This window comes from Planococcus koreensis (assembly GCF_004761975.1).
GTDB classification, from domain to species: domain Bacteria; phylum Bacillota; class Bacilli; order Bacillales_A; family Planococcaceae; genus Planococcus; species Planococcus koreensis.
The window spans coordinates 78,232-99,281 of record NZ_RQII01000019.1; the positions used below are offsets into that span (position 1 = coordinate 78,232).

A 21,050-nucleotide genomic window follows, 5' to 3' on the forward strand; every position below is an offset into this window, starting at 1 on the left:
ATGGAAGATACTCTGCGCCGGAAGCGTGTTGTCATTATTGGAGGAGGCACAGGCCTTTCCACATTATTAAGAGGTTTAAAAATGTTTCCGCTCGATTTGACAGCAGTCGTGACCGTTGCTGACGATGGCGGCAGTTCTGGCAGGCTGCGGAATGATTTGGATATTCCGCCTCCAGGCGATATCCGAAATGTGATGGCGGCATTATCGGATGCTGAACCACTCGTCGCGGAAATGTTCCAATACCGTTTTAAACAGTCCCTGGATTTGGATGGGCATTCACTTGGCAACTTGATGCTTGCCGCGCTCACTGAAATTACCGGGGACTTCTCTCATGCTGTCCGTGAGATGAGCCGAGTGTTGAATGTCAATGGCACTGTGCTGCCAGCGGCCAATCAATTGGTGACGCTGCACGCCGAGTTTGAAGATGGCACAATTGTCAGTGGTGAGTCCAAGATTCCCATGTATCTGCAGCCGATCAAGCGCGTGTTCTTAGAGCCGCATGACGTCAAAACGCTGCCAGACACAATCACGGCCATCAGCAAAGCGGATGTCGTCATCATCGGGCCGGGCTCTTTATACACAAGCATATTGCCGAATCTTCTGGTCAAGGACATTGAACAGGCTTTGATGGCATCGACAGCGAAAAAGATTTATATCTGCAATTTAATGACGCAGGCTGGGGAAACATACGACTATACTGCCTCAGACCATGTCAAAGCTCTTTATGCACATGTAGAAAAACCATTTTTGGACGCAATTTTGCTCGATAAGATCCAAGTGCCGTTGACGGTTGCGGAGCGCTATAAGAGAGAACTGGCATCGCCAGTCGAGTGCGACGAGGAAGAGCTGGAGAAAATGGGCCTTGAGGTTTACAAACAAGACATCACCAGTATATTCGGAAAAGCCGTTCGGCACGAACCGATGAAAGTGGCGCAGTGGCTGTTTGAATACGCCGGAGGCCTCGAAAAAGAAACACCGAAGCATCTGTATTTTTGATGTGAGGAGAGGGGGGACGGCATGTCATTTGCTTCCGAAACAAAAAAAGAAATGACGCAGATAGAAGTGGACGATTGCTGCGGCAAAGCCGAGCTATCCGCTTTAATCCGCATGAATGGCACATTGTCGTTTTCGAATCGGCAGTTGAGCCTTGATATACAAACAGAAAACGCAGCGATTGCGCGGCGCATCTATACCTTCTTAAAACGTTTTTATCCAGCGTATCCGGTCGAATTGCTGGTCCGGAAAAAAATGCGCTTGAAAAAGAACAATATTTACATCTGCAGAGTCCGGGAAGGATCGAAGCACGTCCTTGAGGATTTGGCGATCATTTCGGAAGGGTTCCAATTTCAGCATGAAATTGACAAAAGCCTGATTGAAAAAACTTGCTGCAAGCGAGCTTATTTGCGAGGTGCTTTCCTGGCAGGGGGATCCGTCAATAATCCGGAAACTTCTTCCTACCACCTTGAAATCTACTCGCTTTACAAAGACCATGCAGATTCACTGGTCGAGCTGATGAATCATTTCCATTTGAACAGTAAAACCATTGAACGGAAAAAAGGCTTTGTGACTTATTTAAAGGAAGCAGAAAAGATTTCAGATTTCCTTAGCATCGCCGGAGCGCACATGGCTTTATTGAAATTCGAAGACGTCCGCATTATCCGTGATATGCGCAATAGCGTCAATCGACTGGTGAATTGCGAAACTGCAAACCTTAACAAGACGATTGATGCAGCACTGCGGCAAGTCGAGAATATCCGCTTTATCGATTCCATTATCGGCATCGACCAGTTGCCTGAACGGCTTCGGGAAATTGCCAGACTGCGCGTTGAGTATCAAGATGTTACACTGAAGGAACTCGGTGAGATGGTTTCGAGCGGCAACGTCAGCAAATCGGGTGTCAATCACCGGTTGCGCAAGATTGATGAAATCGCGGAGCAATTGAGAAAAGGAGAAACGATTGGCCGGTAGCACCGCGCCATTCTTTCATATATTAGTAAGTCCAGTTACGTTTTAGAGGAGGGACAGCATGGTAGAGAAACAAGTGGAAGTCCAATTGAAATCCGGATTGCAGGCAAGGCAAGCAGCTTTGTTCGTCCAAGAAGCCAACCGCTACAATGCGGATGTCTATTTGGAAAAAGACGAAAAGAAAGTCAATGCGAAAAGCATCATGGGCATTATGAGCCTGGCCATCAGCAAAGGCACGAATGTAACCATTTCAGCAGACGGATCGGATGAAGAGAAAGCAGTAAGCGCTTTGTCATCCCTGATCGAAAAAGAAGCATAAGAAATCCCGCAGCCTTTGAGGCCTGCGGGATTTTTTGTATTAAAAATAATATAGTGACAGACTGTTTCATTTCGCTGCAGGCGGACGCGTTTCGCGGGCGAGCGCCGAGCCGCTTCGTCGCTGCGCTCCTGCAGGGTCTCGCCTGTCTCGCTTTCCCGCTGAAGTCGCCGCCTTCCGCTTCATTCAAAGATATTTCTTAATAGCAAATCATTTCATATTAGTTAGAACATCAAAGATTTATGTAAGTTTCCAGATATGGAGCAAAACAGCTCTGACTCCCAAGAAAACTGTGAAACAACGAAGCTGGGCAGCAATGCAGGGTCAGGGACAGGAGTATCTATTTTAGCAGAGTGGTTTTGTTCAATAGCTTCAATTGAAAAATCCTGCCTTAAAACACAAAAAAATCCCGCAGCTCCGAAAAGCTGCGGGATTTTTGTTTTAGATATCTTCTTTTGTGTGCTGAGGCAATTTGCTGCGAGTGATGATTTGGTCGATCAAACCATACTCAAGCGCACGCTCTGCAGTCATGAAGTTATCGCGGTCTGTATCTTTGGAAATGACATCCAAAGACTGGCCAGTGCGTTCTGACAAGATCGTGTTCAATTTCTCACGAAGGAACAAGATGCGTTTTGCGGCAATCTCGATTTCCGTCGCTTGGCCTTGTGCGCCGCCAAGTGGTTGGTGAATCATGACTTCAGCATTCGGCAACGCATAGCGTTTGCCTTTCGTGCCGGCTGCCAATAGGAAAGCTCCCATTGAAGCGGCCATGCCGATGCAGATCGTTTGAACATCCGGGCGGATGAACTGCATAGTGTCGTAAATCGCCATACCGGCTGTAATGCTGCCGCCAGGGCTGTTGATGTAGATCGAAATATCTTTATCTGGATCTTCAGCTTCGAGGAACAGCAACTGTGCGACGATAGAGTTGGCAACATTATCGTCAATTCCGCTGCCCAGCATGATAACGCGGTCTTTCAGCAAACGTGAGTAAATATCATAGGCACGTTCGCCGCGGCTCGTTTGTTCAATTACTGTTGGAATTAAATTCATGGATAATTTCCTCCTCATAATAAGGTATTGGCTAACTATACTGAAATCTTCTTCAGCTGTAATAATATCATACACATCTTGGTCAATGAAGGTCAAATCTAACGAATTGAAAAAACAAGCTTGAAATGTTTTGTATCTCTGTATATAATAGAAAAGTCGCCAATAGTGACCTGCCCTCGTAGTGTAATGGATCACACGTAAGATTCCGGTTCTTAAGATGGGAGTTCGATTCTCTCCGAGGGCATACATAAGCAGCGCATCTTTTCCAGCAAACTGGAGAAGGTGCGCTGTTTTTTCTTTTCCTGCCAGATCTCCTAAAGAGGAGTTTGAAAAAACGCCATTTCAGGGAATTGAATAGTATTCCAGAAGAAATGAAGAGGGGTAATTTTATGAAGAAATTATTGATTCCCATCGTGGTGATTATTGCGATCATTGCGTTAATCGCCGCGATGATTGTGCCGAGCTATAACGGCTTCGTGTCGCTCGAGGAAGACGTTAACCAATCGTACGCGCAAATTGAGAACCAGCTGCAGCGCCGTCTCGACTTGATCCCGAACCTTGTGGAAACGGTGAAAGGGTTCGCGAACCAGGAACAGGAAGTCATCAACAGCATCACAGAAGCCCGTTCTAACCTTGCAGGGGCTAATACGGTGCAAGAACAGGCAAACGCTGATGCAAAATTGAGCGGCGCGCTGAGCCGGTTGCTGGTCGTAGTTGAGAATTACCCGGAATTGAAATCAAGCGAAAATTTCCAGCAGCTGTCTGATGAATTGGCTGGGACGGAAAACCGCATCGCGGTTGCCCGCCAGAATTATAACGCTTCTGTAACGGAATTCAACCGCAAAGCCAGAAGTTTCCCAGGCAATATGGTCGCTGGCGTTTTCGGCTTTGAACAAAAAGAGTACTTTGAAGCAGATCCAGATGCACAAGAAGCTCCCGAAGTCGACTTTGGGACTGATGAGGAATGATTCGGAAAACAGCTAGTTTATTTCTATTGCTGATGCTTCCGGCCGCAATGGTTTTTGCAATCGAGTTTCCGGAGCTGAAGGATGATATTTACATCCAGGACATCGCCGGCGTTCTTTCGGCTGAACAGGAAGAGGAAATCCGGCAGTTAGGCACTGGGCTTGAAGATGCCACGACGGCACAGATTGCTGTGATGGCCATTCCTTCATTGGAAGGCGAACCGATTGAAAGCTACGCCTATGAAGCATTCCGCCATTATGGCGTTGGCTCGGAAGAAGCGAATAACGGCGTGCTGGTCGTGCTGGCGATGGAAGACCGGGAAATCTATATTGAAATCGGCTACGGCCTGGAAGGCGCGTTGCCGGATGGCAAGGTGGGCCGCATCTTGGATGACTATGCCGTACCGTATTTGCGCGAAGACGCCCCTGACCAAGCAATTCTCAATACCTATCAAGCGCTTTACCAGGAAGTCGCTGCCGAATATAATTGGAATGGCGAGCCGGTCGAACCACAGGCCGCTGCTTCTTCTGGGGAAGACGAAGGCGGCGGAATCCCATCGTTCTATATCGTCATTACTGTCATTGTCGTGATGTATTTGCTGTCGCGCGGCGGCAGAGGCGGTCCAGGCGGACGGGTGCGGCGGGGCGGCTATATGGGGCCAGGCTCATTCGGCGGCGGTTTTGGCGGTGGCTTCGGTGGTGGTGGAGGCGGCGGTTTCCGAGGAGGCGGCGGCGGTTCTTCCGGCGGCGGCGGAGCTGGCCGAGGATGGTAACGAAAGAAGGGTGAACATGATTACATTATTCACACGGGCAAATTGTCCGTTATGCGATGAAGCGAAGCTCATGCTGAAATTGGTCCAGGAGGATTTCGATATCGACTGGACGGAAGTGGACATCGAAAGCGATGACGCTTTGCATGAAAAATACATGCTGATGATTCCGGTGATCGAGCGCAATGGCGAAATGATCATCTACGGCAATATCGGCTATATTGAATTATTGGAAGCGTTAGAACTTTAACGCTTCTTTTTATTTGCATTTATTCGAAAGCTCAGCTAGAATGAAATGAGTGGGACAGAATAAAAGTGTTGGGACGGAAATTGTCCCGTACGAAAAGGAGTGAATAAATGGATCCATTAACGGAAGCGCAGAACAAGCTCGTGCCGGAAATGACCGACCTCCTGAAAAAACGCTATCAGATTTTACAGGCTATCCAGAGAGAACAGCCCATTGGCAGGCGCGCACTCAGCGAACTTGCCGGCATGAAAGAACGCGATATCCGCAACGAAACTGATTTGTTGCGCAGCCAACAGCTGATAAAAGCAAAAACCGCTGGAATGGTTGTCACCGATCAAGGTGCAGCTGTTCTGGAGGCCCTGAAAGAATTCATGCGCGAAGTTTCCGGACTTTCGCACATGGAACAGCAATTGAAATCCATTTTGGGAATCGCGCGGGTGCACATTGTCCCGCAAGACAGCGACGACATGCCGGCCGTCAAAGGCGATATCGGCAAAGAAGCTGCCCGGCTGCTTGAATCACGGTTCGCCCAGCATAAAATTGTTGCGGTGACCGGCGGCAGCACGATGGCAGCCATCTCGAAAGAGTTATCCACTGACAGGAAAGACAACGCGCTTCAATTTGTCGCTGCACGCGGCGGCTTGGGCGAAGATGTCCTCCACCAAGCGAACACCATTGCATCAGCATTTGCCGCCAAAACCGGCGGCTCGGTCAAAACGCTGTACCTGCCGGATCACCTTAGCGCGGAAGCGTTCGAGATGATGCTGCGCGAACCGGTCATCAAAGACATGATGGACCACTACGACCGGACGGATATTGTCGTGCATGGAATCGGCAATGCCGAGGAAATTGCATTGCAGCGAAAATCTTCCAGCGAAGAAGTGGAGCATATCCGATCCGGCGGCGCAGTAAGCGAAGCATTCGGCTACTACTTCAACGCTCAAGGAGAAGTGGTTTATCGCATCCGTACAGCGGGAATCCAATTGGAGCAAGTCAAAAATGCCGCATTCATCCTGGCAGTAGCCGGGGGGCATTCGAAAGCACAGGCAATTCTATCGTATTGCAAAATTGCAGCCAAAGGGACGGTGCTCGTCACTGATGAAGGGGCGGCCCGGCAAATAATTGAACTTACACAAAAACTGGAGGAATTATAAATGACTTTAAAATTAGCAATTAACGGATTCGGACGCATCGGACGCATTGTTTTCCGCCAAGCATTGATTCATGAAGAAGTGGAAGTAGTAGCAGTAAACGATTTGACTGACGCGAAAATGCTTGCACACTTGTTGAAATACGATTCAGTCCACGGAACGATGGACGCTGAAATTTCTTCTGAAGGCGAATACTTGATCGTCAACGGCAAGAAAATCAAAGTCTTCTCTGAAAAAGATCCTTCGAACCTTCCATGGGGCGAATTGAACATCGACATCGTTGTTGAATCGACTGGATTCTTCACTGACGCTGAAGCGGCTGAAAAACACATCGAAGCTGGCGCGAAAAAAGTAATCGTTTCTGCACCGGGCAAAAACATGAAAACTCTTGTTATGGGCGTTAACCATGAAAGCTACGATCCAGCAGAAGACAAAGTCGTTTCAAATGCATCTTGTACAACAAACGGCTTAGCTGGAATGTCCAAAGTATTGAACGACAAATTCGGCATCAAACGCGCGATGATGACTACGATCCACTCATACACGAATGACCAGATCTTGCTTGACTCACCGCATAAAGATTACCGCCGTGCACGTGCAGCTGCAGAATCCATGATTCCGACAACTACAGGCGCAGCAGTAGCGGTAACAAAAGTATTGCCGGAATTGGTCGGCAAATTGGACGGAATGGCAATCCGCGTTCCTACACCAAACGTTTCATTGATCGACTTGGTCGCTGAACTTGAAACTTCAACAACGATTGAGGAAGTAAACGCAGCGCTTAAAGAAGCATCTGAAAATGAATTGAAAGGCTTCTTGGAATACAGCGAACTTCCGCTTGTCTCAAGAGACTATAACGGCGTAAAAGCTTCAGCGACTGTTGATGCATTGTCAACGATGGAACTTGGCGGCAACATGGTGAAAGTCCTTGCTTGGTACGATAACGAGTCTGGCTACTCAGCACGCTGCATCGACTTGGCTCTTCACATGTACAAAACAGGCTTGTAATCTCAAAATCATAGCTTAATTACCGATGAACCTCTATAATGAAAGAGGGTAAAAGGGGTGGGGATTTACCCCGCCCCTTATTTTTTTATATGAACGGGAGGATTTTCATGTTGAAGAAAATGACCATGAAAGACGTGGACTTAAAAGGGAAACGCGTATTTTGCCGAGTGGATTTCAATGTTCCGATGTCAGAAGGAAAAGTGACAGACGACACACGGATCCGCGCAGCTGTTCCAACGATTGAATACTTGATCGAAAACGGAGCAAAAGTTATTTTGGCAAGTCATTTAGGCCGCCCGAAAGGTGCAGTCAACGAAGACATGAGACTGGCAGCAGCAGGAGCCAGGTTAACCGAATTATTACATAAACAAGTTAAGAGCCTCGATGAGTCGATCGGGGAAAAAGTGGAACAGGAAATTTCGGCAATGGCTGAAGGCGATGTCATCCTGCTTGAAAACGTCCGTTTCCACGCAGGCGAAGAAAAGAATGATCCTGAACTCGCCAAAGCATTCGCAGCGCTGGCAGATGTTTTCGTCAATGATGCATTCGGCGCCGCGCACCGTGCGCACGCATCGACAGCTGGCATTGCGGAACATCTGACAGCTGTATCCGGCTTGCTGCTGGAAAAAGAGCTGGATGTCCTTGGCAAAGCCTTGTCTGAACCGGACCGTCCGTTTACGGCGATCATCGGTGGAGCCAAAGTCAAAGACAAAATCGGTGTCATCGACCATCTTTTGGATAAAGTCGATAACCTGATCATCGGCGGCGGCTTATCGTATACATTCAGCAAAGCGCAAGGCAATGAAGTCGGGAACTCGCTGCTTGAAGAAGACAAAATCGACCTTGCTAAATCATTCATTGAAAAAGCGAAGGACAAAGGCGTCAACTTATACATGCCGATTGATGTCGTCGTAGCAAAAGAATTTTCAAATGATGGCGAAACGAAAGTCGTGGGGATTTCTGAAATTCCTTCTGACTGGATGGGCCTCGATATCGGACCTGAAACCGCTAAAACTTATGCGAATGTCATCAAAGATTCGAAGCTGGTCATCTGGAACGGGCCTATGGGCGTGTTTGAAATGAGCTCGTTCGAAAACGGTACGAAATCCGTCGCGCAAGCAATGGCGGAAACAGAAGCTTATACGATTATCGGCGGAGGAGACTCTGCGGCGGCTGTCGAGAAATTCAACGTAGCCGACAAAATGGACCATATCTCTACGGGCGGCGGTGCTTCCCTTGAGTTTATGGAAGGCAAGGATCTGCCTGGCGTTACTGCATTAACCGATAAATAGAAGGAGTGGTTTTGTTGAGAAAGCCGATTATAGCAGGAAACTGGAAAATGTATAAAACTTTTTCTGAAGCAAAAGAATTTGTCGAAGAAGTGAAAGGCCTCGCGCCGGACGCGGACAAAGTCGATTCAGTTATTTGTGCGCCAGCGCTGTTTTTGCAGCAGCTGGCAACATCAACGGAAGGCAGCCCGCTACACATCGGGGCGCAGACGATGCACGAAGAAAAAGAAGGAGCGTTCACCGGCGAAATCAGCCCTGCGCAATTAGCGGATCTTGGCATCCAATACGCCATTATCGGCCATTCGGAGCGCCGCCAATACTTCAACGAAACGGACGCTTCCGTCAACAAAAAAGTGCATGCCGCGTTTGAATACGGCATCACGCCGATCATGTGCGTCGGTGAAAGCTTGGAACAGCGCGAAAGCGGTTCTACAGGCGACATCGTCGAACAGCAAGTGGCTGAAGGGCTGAAAGGCCTGTCAGCAGAACAGGCAGCTCAAACGGTCATTGCATATGAACCGATCTGGGCGATTGGCACAGGCAAAACGGCAACTGCGGAAGATGCCAATGAAGTCTGCGGCATTATCCGCAAAAAAGTGGCATCGCTTTACGATGAAAATACAGCACAGCAAGTACGCATCCAATACGGCGGCAGTGTGAAACCAGCGAACATCGAAGAATTGATGGGCATGGAGCACATTGACGGTGCATTAGTCGGCGGAGCGAGCCTGGAAGCGGAGTCTTATGTGAAATTGCTAGAGGCGGGATTGCATGCGTAATACAGAGTATCCAGTAGCATTGATTATCTTGGACGGTTTCGGCTTCCGGGCAGAAAACTTCGGGAACGCAGTGGCTCAGGCGAAAAAACCGAATTTCGATCAATTATGGAATGAATATCCGCACAGCTTGCTGACGGCATCCGGTGAAGCGGTCGGCTTGCCGGAAGGGCAAATGGGCAATTCCGAAGTCGGGCACTTGAATATCGGCGCCGGACGGATTGTCTACCAGAACTTGACGCGCATCCATAAATCGATCAAAGACGGCGATTTCTTCGGCAATCCAGCATTTTTGGAAGCTGTTGCGAATGCCAAACAAAACGGCACTGCACTTCATTTGATGGGGCTGCTGTCTGACGGCGGCGTCCACAGCCATTACGAGCACCTTTTCGCGTTATTGAAACTTGCGAAACAGCACGGACTGACTGAAGTCTATGTACATGGATTTTTGGACGGCCGCGATGTCGGCCCTCAGACTGCATTGAAATATGTAGAAGAAACCGAACGCCAAATGGCTGAAATCGGCGTCGGCAAGTTCGCTTCCATCAGCGGCCGCTATTACGCAATGGACCGCGACAATCGCTGGGAGCGGGTTGAACTCGCCTACCGTGTGCTTGTCGACGGTGTCGGCGGAGCAGCGGAAAGCGCGAGCGAAGGAATTGCCAAGTCCTATGAAACAGGCGCCAATGACGAATTCGTCTTGCCGTTCGCGGTGACTGAGAACGGCGCACCAGTGGGGACGATTAAAACAGGCGATTCTGTCCTGTTCTTCAATTTCCGTCCGGACCGCGCCATTCAACTGACATCGGCATTTGTGAAGGAAGATTTCAAAGGCTTCCCGCAAGGACCGAATAAACCACAGAATTTAACGTTTGTTACCTTTACCAGCTATAGCGATGAATTGCCGACCCGGGTCGCATTCGATACGCTGGATCTGGAAAATACAATCGGGGAAGTATTATCGGAAAGCGGTTTGCGCCAATTGCGCATTGCCGAAACCGAGAAATATCCACACGTCACGTTCTTTATGAGCGGCGGCCGTGAAGATGTATTTCCGGGGGAAAAGCGCATTTTGGTGGATTCACCGAAAGTGGCGACTTATGACCTGAAGCCGGAAATGAGCGCGTACGAAGTGACGGACCAATTATTGAAGGAGATCAATGATGATGCATTTGACGCCATCATCTTGAACTTTGCAAATCCGGATATGGTGGGCCACAGCGGAATGCTGGTGCCGACAATCCGGGCAATCGAAGTCGTCGACGAATGCCTCGGCAGAATCGTCGAAGCATTGCACGCTAAAGGCGGCGCGGCCGTTATCACAGCGGACCACGGCAATGCTGACGAAGTGCTGACGCTCGAAGGCAATCCGATGACGGCGCATACGACGAATAAAGTACCATTAATCGTTACGAAACCAGGCGTCGTGCTGAGAGAAGACGGTATTCTTGCCGATTTGGCACCGACTGTCTTGAAATTATTGAACGTTGACCAACCGGCAGAAATGACCGGAAAACCATTATTCTAAACTAAGGGAGCTGTTTTTAAATGCCGATTATCACTGACATTCTTGCACGCGAAGTACTAGATTCACGAGGAAACCCTACTATTGAAGTTGAAGTATTCACAGAAAGCGGCGCATTCGGACGAGCAATCGTTCCTTCAGGCGCATCAACTGGCGAGCACGAAGCAGTTGAACTTCGCGATGGCGATAAAGGCCGTTACCTTGGTAAAGGCGTACTAAAAGCGGTTGACCACGTAAACAATGAAATCGCTGCTGAAATCGAAGAAAACTTTTCGGTCCTTGACCAAGTGGCAATCGATAACGCGTTGATCGAGCTTGACGGCACAGAAAACAAAGGGCGTTTAGGCGCGAATGCAATCCTTGGTGTTTCCATGGCAGTTGCGCACGCAGCTTCAGATTACTTGGATATCCCGTTGTACCAATACTTGGGCGGCATGAACGCGAAGCAATTACCGGTGCCGATGATGAATATCTTGAACGGCGGCGAGCACGCTGACAATAATGTTGATATCCAGGAATTCATGGTTATGCCAGTCGGGGCAAAAACTTTCCGCGACGCAGTGCGCATGGGCGCAGAAATTTTCCATAACCTGAAAAGCGTATTGAAAGAAAAAGGCTATAACACTTCAGTAGGCGATGAAGGCGGTTTTGCACCGAACCTTGGTTCAAACGAAGAAGCTTTATCAACGATCATTGAAGCAATTGAAAAAGCGGGCTACAAGCCAGGCGAAGAAGTATTGCTGGCAATGGATGTGGCTTCATCTGAATTGTACGATAAAGAAAAAGGCGTTTATAACCTGCCAGGCGATAACACGGTGAAAACGTCTGCTGAAATGGTTGACTGGTACGCAGAGCTTTGCGAAAAATACCCGATCATCTCAATCGAAGACGGCTTGGATGAAAACGACTGGGCTGGCCACAAACTATTGACTGAGCGCATCGGCGGCAAAGTTCAATTGGTCGGCGATGATTTGTTCGTAACGAATACGAAAAAATTGGCTCAAGGAATCGAAGAAGGCATCTCAAACTCGATCTTGATCAAAGTTAACCAAATCGGTACATTGACAGAAACATTTGATGCAATCGAAATGGCGAAGCGCGCAGGCTACACAGCTGTCATCAGCCACCGTTCAGGCGAATCGGAAGATGTGACGATTGCGGATATCGCAGTTGCGACAAATGCCGGCCAAATTAAAACAGGTGCGCCTTCACGTACGGACCGTGTTGCGAAATACAACCAATTGCTGCGCATCGAAGACCAGCTCAACGATTCTGCACAATACCTTGGCTTGAAAACTTTCTACAACTTGAAAAAATAAGGCTTTAGCGTTAGTTCTTCTATTGCTATTGTCATATTTATAAGTTTTTGGTAAACTAGTTCTTGTTGTGGAAGTTCTTTTCAGGAGGTGGAATTTATGCATACGTTGTTAGTAACCTTATTGGTTATCGTATCGCTCGCTTTAATTGTTGTCGTATTATTGCAATCAGGAAAAAGTGCAGGTCTTTCAGGAGCCATCTCCGGTGGAGCAGAGCAACTTTTCGGCAAGCAAAAAGCTCGTGGAGTAGACTTGGTCCTTCATCGGGTAACGATTGTACTTGCTGCCTTATTCTTTATTTTGGCTATTGCCGTAACTAAAGCTTAATGTAGACGATTAATCGCCTGACCATTTCACTGGTTAGGCGTTTTCTTTTTATAACGATATAATAATAAGTAGCTGCAGATATTCCAGAAAACAAAGCGGTAACTCAAGGTTATATTAATGTTTATAAATATCGATATTCCGCAAAACAGCTGCGCTTGCCGCGGGCGAGCGCCAAGCCTCCTCAGTCGCTTCGCTCCTTGCGGGGTCTCGGCTGTCTCGCTTTCCCGCAGGCGTCTCCGCTGTTTTGCTCCATATCGGGAGATATCTTAGCTAAGGCGTGTCAAGGGCTCGTCTCATGGCGAGAGTCATGCCCAAAGCGTCCGTAGCGGGGGATGAAGCTAGGAATTCTATCTAAACTAACACTTGGAGTGTTCAATGAATACTGAACAAATGAATGGAGGATTTTTATGCGAGTTTCGCAGCCAAAACCATTTTTCTTTAAAGCAGGCCCGAGAGCGGTCTTGTTGTTGCATGGATTTACAGGGAATTCAGCGGATGTCCGGATGCTGGGCCGCTTTCTTGAGAAAAACGGCTATACGTCGATTGCGCCGCATTATGCGGGGCATGGCGTGGAGCCGGAGAAACTGATTCCGACGGGGCCGGAAGATTGGTGGCAGGATGTCGAGTCGGCTTATGAACAATTGAAAGAAGAAGGCTATGAAGAAATCGCGGTTGCCGGATTGTCGCTTGGGGGCGTATTCGCGCTGAAGTTAGGGTATACATTCCCCATAAAGGGACTTGTGACGATGTGCGCTCCGATGTACATGAAAACGACTGAATTGATGTACGAGGGCGTGTTGAAATATGCGCGTGAATACAAGAAATATGAAGGAAAAGACGACGCGCTTATCGAAGAGGAAATGAAGAAGTTCCAGGAGCGCCCGATGGAATCTTTGCAGTATCTCCGGGAACTGATCCAGGAAGTGCGTGGACAGGTGGATCATATTTATGCGCCGCTATTCGTGGTCCAAGGCACGTTGGATGATGTCATCGATACCGATTCGGCCAATGTCATTTACGATCAGGCAGAGTCGATCGATAAACAAATCAAGTGGTACGAAGAATCGGGGCACGTCATTACACTTGATAAAGAGAAAGAACAATTGCACGAAGATATTTTAGAATTTCTTGAATCGCTCGATTGGAGCGTGTGAGAATTTCGAATAGGAGGAATTGGGAATGGCTAATAATGAAATGTCGCTTGAACAACGTTTATTGACCTTTATGCGCGAAGATGCGTATAATCCGTTAACTGTAAAAGAAATTGAAGAACAATTCGGTTTCGAAGATGCGGATGAGTTCAAGGAACTTGTGAAAACATTGGTGAAACTTGAAGAAAAAGGGCTGCTGGTGCGTTCGCGCGCTGACCGCTATGGCGTCCCTGAACGCATGAATTTGATGCGCGGTAAATTTATCGGGCATGCCAAAGGCTTCGGCTTTGTGGCTCCGGAAGAGACGGGCTTGGACGATGTGTTTATTCCGCCGACAGAAGTGAACGGGGCAGTGAATGGCGATAAAGTCATGATCCGTGTTTCTGAAGGATCATCTGGCGATCGCCGCGAAGGCGCAATCATCCGCATTTTGGAGCGCGGTACGACGAAAGTGGTCGGCACGTTCCAGGACAACCGCGGTTTCGGCTTTGTTGTGCCGGATGACAAAAAGATGAATATGGATGTATTTATTGCCAAAGATGATACGCTTGGCGCAGTGGATGGCCATAAAGTGGTTGTTGAAATCACGGGCTGGCCGGAAGGGCGCAAGTCCGCTACGGGCATGGTGTCACAGATTCTTGGCCATAAGAACGATCCGGGCGTTGACATTTTGTCGATTATCCATAAACACGGCATCGAAACGGAATTTCCGCAGGACGTGCTTGACCAGGCGAATGATGTGCCGGAAGAAATCGATCCAGCTGATTTGAACAATCGCCGCGACTTGCGCGGGGAGCAGATCGTGACAATCGATGGCGCCGACGCGAAAGATTTGGATGACGCGGTTCAAGTAGTGAAATTGGAAGACGGCACGTATAAATTAGGTGTCCATATTGCCGATGTCAGCCATTACGTGACGGAAGGTTCGCCGATTGACCGCGAAGCTTATGACCGCGCAACGAGTATTTACCTGACAGACCGGGTTATTCCGATGATTCCACACCGTTTGTCGAACGGCATTTGCTCGTTGAATCCGCAAGTCGACCGTTTGACACTGTCGTGTGAAATGATCTTCAACGATATGGGCGAAGTGTTGTCGCATGACATTTTCCAAAGTGTCATCAATACGTCAGCGCGTATGACGTATACGGACGTTTATGAAATTCTGGAACTCGACAATAAAGAATTGAAAGAAAAATACACGAATTTGGTGCCGATGTTCGAATTGATGAAGGACTTGGCCGAAATTCTTCGCGGACGCCGCATGCGCCGCGGGGCAATCGATTTCGATTTCAAGGAAGCGAAAGTCATTGTTGACGAAGAAGGCTATCCGATTGATGTCGTTGTCCGCGAACGGACGGTTTCTGAACGATTGATCGAAGAGTTCATGCTGGCTGCCAATGAAACAGTCGCTGAACATTTCCATCACATGGAAGTGCCATCGTTGTACCGGATCCACGAAGATCCAAAGCCGGAAAAACTTCAGCGTTTCTTTGAATTCATTACGAATTTCGGGATCGTTGTCAAAGGCAGCGGGACGCAAGTCGAACCGAGTGCGCTGCAGGAAATCATCAATTCGATAAAAGATTCACCTGAAGAAGCGGTTGTTTCGACGATGATGCTGCGCTCGATGCAGCAAGCGAAATATTCATCGGACAGCGTCGGGCATTTCGGTCTTGCAAGTGAATACTATACGCATTTCACTTCACCGATCCGCCGTTACCCGGATTTAATCATCCACCGCTTGATCCGTACGTATTTGATCAATAAAGACTTGTCGAAAGCGACGATCATGCATTGGGAAGCGAACATGGACGACATCGCGGAGCATACATCAGCGCGCGAACGCCGTGCAGTCGATGCTGAACGCGATACGGATGCTTTGAAGAAATCTCAATACATGGCTGATAAAATCGGCGAAGAATTCGAAGGTATCATTTCGTCGGTGACGAATTTCGGCTTGTTCATCGAGTTGCCGAATACGATTGAAGGCTTGGTCCACGTCTCGAATATGACAGATGACTTCTACCGTTTCGACGACCGCCAGATGATGATGATCGGCGAACGCACAAATCGCCAATTCCGCATCGGCGATGAAATCCAGATCAAAGTAATCGGGGTAAAACCAGAAGAATCTTCGATTGATTTCGAAATTGTCGGCATGCCGCAAAGCAAGCGCCGCACAAGCAGAGATGCACCGAAAGTGATCCGTGCCGGCAAACGGGACGGAGACGCGAAAGGCAAAGGCCGAGGCGGCAGCGGGAAGCCAGGCGGAGGCGGAAAACCGGGAAGCAAACCGGGAGAAGCTCCAGGGCGCAAACCGAAAAGCCAGAAGAAGAAGTTTTACGAAGGCGCCGCGAAACGCGGAGGCAAAAAGAAATAATGAGGGGGCGGCTCTCCAGCCGCTCTTTTCTATCAATTATGAGGTGAAGCAATATGGCAAAGGGTGAAGGGAAAGTCATAGCCCAGAACAAAAAAGCCGGCTTCGATTACGCGATTGAAGAAACAATCGAAGCTGGCATTGTCCTGCAAGGGACAGAAATCAAATCTGCCCGCAACGGCAAGGTCCAGCTGGTGGATGCATTTGTGCGGATCCGGAACGGAGAAGCATGGATTTCCAATATGCACATCGCGCCGTACGAGCAGGGGAATATCTTCAACCATGATCCAACGAGAGTCCGGAAATTGCTTTTGCATAAAAAACAGATCAATGAATTGATTGGCGTGTCGAAAGTGCAGGGAGCAGCAATCATCCCGCTGAAAATGTACTTGAAAGACGGCTATGCGAAAGTGCTGCTTGGCGTCGGTAAAGGGAAGAAGAACTACGATAAGCGCCAGGACTTGAAAAAGAAAGACGCGAAACGGGAAATTGACCGTGCGATGAAAGAACGCAGCCGTTAAGCTTGAAGTCTGACCAATCTTGTCTTATACTAATGGTATAGCACATAAGGCTGATCGCCTTTCCGTGTTCCTTTAATATGAGGGGACGTTACGGATTCGACAGGGATGATCTGGGCTTGGGTTGCGCGTCAGAGGGTCGGCTCTGTAAAAACGCATTTATAACAACTGGCAAAACAAACCAAAACCTAGCATTCGCAGCGTAAGCTCGGATCTGCTTTATCTATCCATCGCCCATGTGGCTGGGTAAAGCTCAACTTTAGTGGGATACGGCAGGCAGTGCCACTTGAGCTGCATGCAAGAGATTCGCAAGTTAGTGCCCAGGACGCCCGCTTATTGGCAGATTGACGCATGAAACCCTAATAAGTAAGCTACACGCGTAGACGCTCAAGTAGCGGAGTTTCTGGACGCGGGTTCGACTCCCGCCGTCTCCATTTTGGAGAAAAAGGATTTTACGAAGAACGCCAAAACCTAGATAGTAGGTTTTGGCGTTTTTTGTTGTATATATATGTTGATTTCCGCTACGGCCGGACGCTTTCCGCGGGCGAAGCGCTGAGCCTCCTCGTCGCAAGCTCCTGCGGGGTCTCATCACTCCGCTTTCCCGCATGAGACGCCGGCCTCCGCTGCAATCCACAAAAAAAGAAGGCCAAGATATTTTGATATTAAAATTAAATAAGAAATTATAACATAACTTTAATAAAAAAAATAAACATTTGTCAGACTATTTTAATTTTTTCATTGTAGAAAGTTAATGGTTTTGGTAAAATTAGGATTTAGTATAACAATTGTGCTGAGGAGTTAAAGTTTTTGTAATGTAGAAATACTATTAAAATCTGATTTAATAGAAGGAGAAAATATGAATAAGAAGCTTCAAATATTTGTGTCTTCAACTTATTTGGATTTAACACAAGAAAGGCAGAAAGCAGTTGAAGGTATACTAAGAGCTAAACATATTCCTGCTGGAATGGAATTATTTGCTCCAAGTAACAAAACGCAATGGGCAATAATTCAAGAATGGATAAAAAATTCGGATGTTTTATTACTTATAATAGGTGGAAGGTATGGATCTATTGAACCCGAGAGCAGTAAAAGCTACACACATTTAGAATATGATTTCGCACTCCATAACCAAATTCCAGTTGTCTCTATAGTTTTAAATAAACAATATTTAGCTAATAAAAAAAGTGGGAATATCAATTTGCAAGTCTATGAACATGAAAGTGAAAACCCGTCTATTCAAAAGTATAACTCTTTTAAGCAAACTATAATGTCTCATTATGTAAAGGAAGTTGAAGAGATTAATCAAATTTCTACAGAAGTTTTATCAGCTCTTCAGGAATTTATGGAAAAAGATAATAGTGAGTATCATTTTAGAGGTTGGGTAAGAGGAAACGAAAAGTTAGATCCGAATCATTTGAATATTGAATTTAATGTACAAAAATTCTTAGAAGAAAAGAAAAGACAAGGTAGGGTTCAAGATACTTTAGATATGTATAGATTAGAATTAAAAATTTTCCAAAATTATTTTGAGGGTTATAGTATAGACAATATTGAAACTTCTCACTTAAAAGAATTTCTTATATATAGAGAAGATAATTATTCATTGAAATCTAAAAGCTCTTTGGAAAAAACAAGAGGAAATCTAAATGTATTTTTTGATTGGTTAATTGAAGAAAAGAAAATTGAAAGGAATCCGGTAAAAAAAATACCGACTTATAAATTTAACAAAGCTGGAAACAAAGCGCTCAATGATAAAGAGTTACTTGAACTACGCAAATCTTGTATTACTTTAAGAGAAAGAGCATTGTTAGAAGTACTGCTATCTACGGGGTGCCATCTTTCAGAAATAAAGAAAATGTTTATAAGTAATATTGATTGGAACAATAAGACTATTCGAATAAAAGATTCTAGAGAACAAGAAAGAGTCGTTTTCTTTACAACAAAAGCAGAGAAGCACTTAAAAGAATATTTACAGAGTAGACAAGATGAATTAGACAATCTTTTTATTTCTCAAAGAAGGCCATATAGGCAAATAAGTCATAGAGGCATACAAGATGAAATAGATAATATACAAAGTAGATCTACTCTTTCAAGAAATATCAGTCCAAGGACATTGAGAGATACATTTGCCCGACTGATGTCTAGTCTTGGTTACCCACAAAATATTATAGATGCTCTGCTTGGTTACAATTCTAAATCGATTAGGGCTGAATCATTTTATAAAATAAACAATGAAAATATATGGGATATTGTTTGGCCAAAACCAGATTTCTAAATAGCAAGCATAAAAGTTTTATACTTAGGAATGAAAGTAGGCAAATCATTTGAGAAATATGTGGAAATTAAACAAGCTAAAACTATTTTAGTATATTTTTTGGTGAATTTTAATTAGAATCATAATTTTGATTGTTTTCTTCTCCAAGTATATTGCCTATTGTTAAATATCCTATACTAGCAAAAAAATTTCATGCAATAGTTTGTCAGCGATTTAAAAAGAGGGAATTTATGACTGTCAGTTCTTGCAAAGAAATTTTAGATAAAAACCGGCAAGCCCGTGTCAGGGCTTGCCGGTTTTTGCTTTTTATTCTTTCGTATTATCAACAAACGCTCCGTACTGGCGGCGCTGGTGTTGCACTGACAGCCATTTCAAGGTGGTGAACTCTTCAAGGACCCATTCGCCGTTGAAGCGGCCGAGGCCGGATTCTTTTTCGCCGCCGAATGGCATATGCGCTTCGTCGTTGACCGATTGGTCGTTGACGTGGATCATGCCTGTTTCGATTTGGTGGGCGATGTTCGTGCCGCGGTCGATATTGGAAGAATGGACGGCTCCGCTCAATCCGAATGGATAGGCATTGGCCATGTCGATTACTTCTTCATCGGTTTTGAACGGAATCAGGATGGCTACAGGGCCGAAGATTTCGTTTTCCGCAAGCGGCATTTCGTTGGTGACGCCTGTTAATACAGTCGGCTCCAGGACGTTGCCATCAGCATTGCCGCCAAGACGCAATTTAGCGCCTTGTTCAACAGTTGCATCGATGTCTTTTAGGATGCGGTCGACTTGATCGCGGTTGATGAGCGGTCCGACTTGGGTATCCTGCTCAGCCGGATTGCCGAATTTTATTTTACCGGCACGGGCAATAAACTGTTCTGCGAATTCGTCGTAAATGTCCTCGTGGACGAAGATGCGGTTGATCGCCATGCAGATCTGGCCTTGGTGGTAGAATTTACCGAACAACGCGGAATCGACGGCTTGGTCAATGTTCGCATCATTCAAGACGATGAAGTTATTATTGCCGCCAAGTTCTAATGCCGTTTTCTTCAAGGCGCCGCCGGCCAATTCGCCGATGCGTTTACCGACAGGCGTAGATCCGGTGAATGAAATCAAACGCGGTGTCGGGTGCTTAACGATGTCATCCCCAATTTCAGAGCCGCGTCCTACAACAACGTTCAGCAAGCCTTTAGGCAAGCCGGCTGCTTCGAAAATGCTGGCGAACAGCAAGCCGCCGGTTATCGGTGTGTCGGTAGCGGGTTTAATGACAACGGCATTGCCCGTAGCAATCGCCGGTGCGATCGAACGAATCGCCAAGTGCAATGGGAAGTTCCATGGGCTGATGATGCCGATAACGCCAAGTGGATTGCGGTAGACGCGGTTTTCTTTACCTGCTTGTTGGGAAGGAAGAATCTTGCCTTCCATACGGTAAGGGAAGGTAGCCGCTTCTTTCAGGATGTTGATCGATGCACCGAATTCGACCGTCGCTTTGATAAACGTGCTCCCGGCTTCTTTGATGAGCCAGTCGACGATGAGCTCTTTGTTTTCGAGCATGACTTCTTGTGCTTTTTCAATGACTGCACGCTTCGTCTGCGGCAATTCTTTAGCCCAGGACACTTGCGCCTCCGCTGCAGCTTTGTAGGCAGCGTCCAAGTCGTTCTTATCAGCTGCTTGTGTAATGGCGAGTTCTTCGCCTGTGAACGGGTTCGTGTTTCTCATTTGGCTGTCGCTCGAGCCTGTAATCCATTCACCATTTATATAAATCTTCGAAAAATCGGTTTTCATTTAAAATCGTCTCCATTCTTTTTTTGTTCCCGTTGTAAGATCGAACGGGTCCTTGTTAAATGCACCTTCTCTATTTACCCCTCTGCTTAGTTACTTTAAACAAGTTACATACCTTTCTTTACAAACACCTTCAATCAACTTCATAAGTTTGACTTATTTATCCTTCAATGTTAAATTGGATTTAATTAGAGACAACAAGAGTCTTTGATATCTTTAAAATAAAACTTCAGGAGGTTCCC

The 21,050-nt window shown here is 46.8% G+C and carries 19 protein-coding genes, 1 tRNA gene and 1 other RNA gene; 19 read left to right on the forward strand and 2 right to left on the reverse strand.

Annotated features, from left to right (window positions below; translation table 11 throughout):
* From EGV91_RS04480 to EGV91_RS04490, 3 genes are read left to right on the forward strand one after another with little or no spacing between them, the layout of a single operon-like run.
* On the forward strand, positions 1 to 996 hold the full coding sequence (locus EGV91_RS04480) for a gluconeogenesis factor YvcK family protein (protein WP_135501078.1): 996 nt from the start codon (positions 1 to 3) through the stop codon (positions 994 to 996).
* 21 nt (positions 997 to 1,017) lie between these two features.
* Positions 1,018 to 1,968, forward strand: a complete 951-nt coding sequence (whiA, locus tag EGV91_RS04485) for a DNA-binding protein WhiA (protein ID WP_135501080.1) — start codon at positions 1,018 to 1,020, stop codon at positions 1,966 to 1,968.
* Between the two features lie 58 nt (positions 1,969 to 2,026).
* Positions 2,027 to 2,284 (forward strand): HPr family phosphocarrier protein, encoded by a 258-nt coding sequence (locus EGV91_RS04490; RefSeq protein WP_135501082.1) that lies wholly within the window; start codon positions 2,027 to 2,029, stop codon positions 2,282 to 2,284.
* A gap of 438 nt (positions 2,285 to 2,722) precedes the next feature.
* Here the strand turns inward: EGV91_RS04490 and clpP are convergent, their stop codons facing one another.
* Positions 2,723 to 3,334, reverse strand: a complete 612-nt coding sequence (gene clpP / locus EGV91_RS04495; protein WP_135501084.1) for an ATP-dependent Clp endopeptidase proteolytic subunit ClpP — start codon at positions 3,332 to 3,334, stop codon at positions 2,723 to 2,725.
* 172 nt (positions 3,335 to 3,506) lie between these two features.
* Between clpP and EGV91_RS04500 the strand changes: the two genes are divergently transcribed.
* The 16 genes from EGV91_RS04500 (at position 3,507) to EGV91_RS04575 (ending at position 19,032) form a co-directional block, all read left to right on the forward strand.
* Positions 3,507 to 3,578, forward strand: a tRNA-Arg gene (locus tag EGV91_RS04500).
* 145 nt (positions 3,579 to 3,723) lie between these two features.
* Positions 3,724 to 4,302, forward strand: coding sequence for a LemA family protein (locus EGV91_RS04505; protein ID WP_135501086.1), 579 nt, complete (start codon positions 3,724 to 3,726; stop codon positions 4,300 to 4,302).
* On the forward strand, positions 4,299 to 5,072 hold the full coding sequence (locus tag EGV91_RS04510; protein ID WP_135501088.1) for a TPM domain-containing protein: 774 nt from the start codon (positions 4,299 to 4,301) through the stop codon (positions 5,070 to 5,072). The genes EGV91_RS04505 and EGV91_RS04510 overlap by 4 nt, the downstream gene beginning before the upstream one ends.
* Positions 5,073 to 5,088: 16 nt before the next feature.
* Positions 5,089 to 5,319, forward strand: coding sequence for a glutaredoxin family protein (locus EGV91_RS04515; protein WP_135501090.1), 231 nt, complete (start codon positions 5,089 to 5,091; stop codon positions 5,317 to 5,319).
* A gap of 107 nt (positions 5,320 to 5,426) precedes the next feature.
* Positions 5,427 to 6,470, forward strand: coding sequence for a sugar-binding transcriptional regulator (locus EGV91_RS04520; RefSeq protein WP_135501092.1), 1,044 nt, complete (start codon positions 5,427 to 5,429; stop codon positions 6,468 to 6,470).
* Complete coding sequence (gap, locus tag EGV91_RS04525; RefSeq protein ID WP_135501094.1) at positions 6,471 to 7,475, forward strand: type I glyceraldehyde-3-phosphate dehydrogenase; 1,005 nt, start codon at positions 6,471 to 6,473, stop codon at positions 7,473 to 7,475.
* 110 nt (positions 7,476 to 7,585) lie between these two features.
* A complete protein-coding gene (locus EGV91_RS04530) occupies positions 7,586 to 8,767 on the forward strand; it encodes a phosphoglycerate kinase (RefSeq protein WP_175580268.1) in 1,182 nt (393 codons plus the stop codon).
* A gap of 14 nt (positions 8,768 to 8,781) precedes the next feature.
* Positions 8,782 to 9,543, forward strand: a complete 762-nt coding sequence (gene tpiA / locus EGV91_RS04535; RefSeq protein WP_135501098.1) for a triose-phosphate isomerase — start codon at positions 8,782 to 8,784, stop codon at positions 9,541 to 9,543.
* A complete protein-coding gene (gpmI, locus tag EGV91_RS04540) occupies positions 9,536 to 11,068 on the forward strand; it encodes a 2,3-bisphosphoglycerate-independent phosphoglycerate mutase (RefSeq protein WP_135501100.1) in 1,533 nt (510 codons plus the stop codon). Before tpiA ends, gpmI begins: the two co-directional genes overlap by 8 nt.
* Positions 11,069 to 11,088: 20 nt before the next feature.
* Positions 11,089 to 12,384 (forward strand): phosphopyruvate hydratase, encoded by a 1,296-nt coding sequence (gene eno / locus EGV91_RS04545; protein WP_135501102.1) that lies wholly within the window; start codon positions 11,089 to 11,091, stop codon positions 12,382 to 12,384.
* A gap of 96 nt (positions 12,385 to 12,480) precedes the next feature.
* Complete coding sequence (gene secG, locus EGV91_RS04550; RefSeq protein ID WP_135501104.1) at positions 12,481 to 12,708, forward strand: preprotein translocase subunit SecG; 228 nt, start codon at positions 12,481 to 12,483, stop codon at positions 12,706 to 12,708.
* A gap of 407 nt (positions 12,709 to 13,115) precedes the next feature.
* Positions 13,116 to 13,862 (forward strand): alpha/beta hydrolase, encoded by a 747-nt coding sequence (locus EGV91_RS04555; RefSeq protein ID WP_135501106.1) that lies wholly within the window; start codon positions 13,116 to 13,118, stop codon positions 13,860 to 13,862.
* A 25-nt stretch (positions 13,863 to 13,887) separates the two neighbouring features.
* On the forward strand, positions 13,888 to 16,242 hold the full coding sequence (gene rnr, locus EGV91_RS04560) for a ribonuclease R (protein WP_135501108.1): 2,355 nt from the start codon (positions 13,888 to 13,890) through the stop codon (positions 16,240 to 16,242).
* A 53-nt stretch (positions 16,243 to 16,295) separates the two neighbouring features.
* Positions 16,296 to 16,760 (forward strand): SsrA-binding protein SmpB, encoded by a 465-nt coding sequence (gene smpB / locus EGV91_RS04565; RefSeq protein ID WP_135501110.1) that lies wholly within the window; start codon positions 16,296 to 16,298, stop codon positions 16,758 to 16,760.
* An 81-nt stretch (positions 16,761 to 16,841) separates the two neighbouring features.
* Positions 16,842 to 17,194: a transfer-messenger RNA gene (ssrA, locus tag EGV91_RS04570) on the forward strand.
* Between the two features lie 419 nt (positions 17,195 to 17,613).
* On the forward strand, positions 17,614 to 19,032 hold the full coding sequence (locus tag EGV91_RS04575) for a DUF4062 domain-containing protein (RefSeq protein WP_135501112.1): 1,419 nt from the start codon (positions 17,614 to 17,616) through the stop codon (positions 19,030 to 19,032).
* A gap of 306 nt (positions 19,033 to 19,338) precedes the next feature.
* On the opposite strand, the gene EGV91_RS04580 is transcribed toward EGV91_RS04575, so the two are convergent.
* Positions 19,339 to 20,811, reverse strand: a complete 1,473-nt coding sequence (locus EGV91_RS04580) for an aldehyde dehydrogenase family protein (RefSeq protein WP_135501114.1) — start codon at positions 20,809 to 20,811, stop codon at positions 19,339 to 19,341.
* Between the last annotated feature and the right edge of the window lie 239 nt (positions 20,812 to 21,050).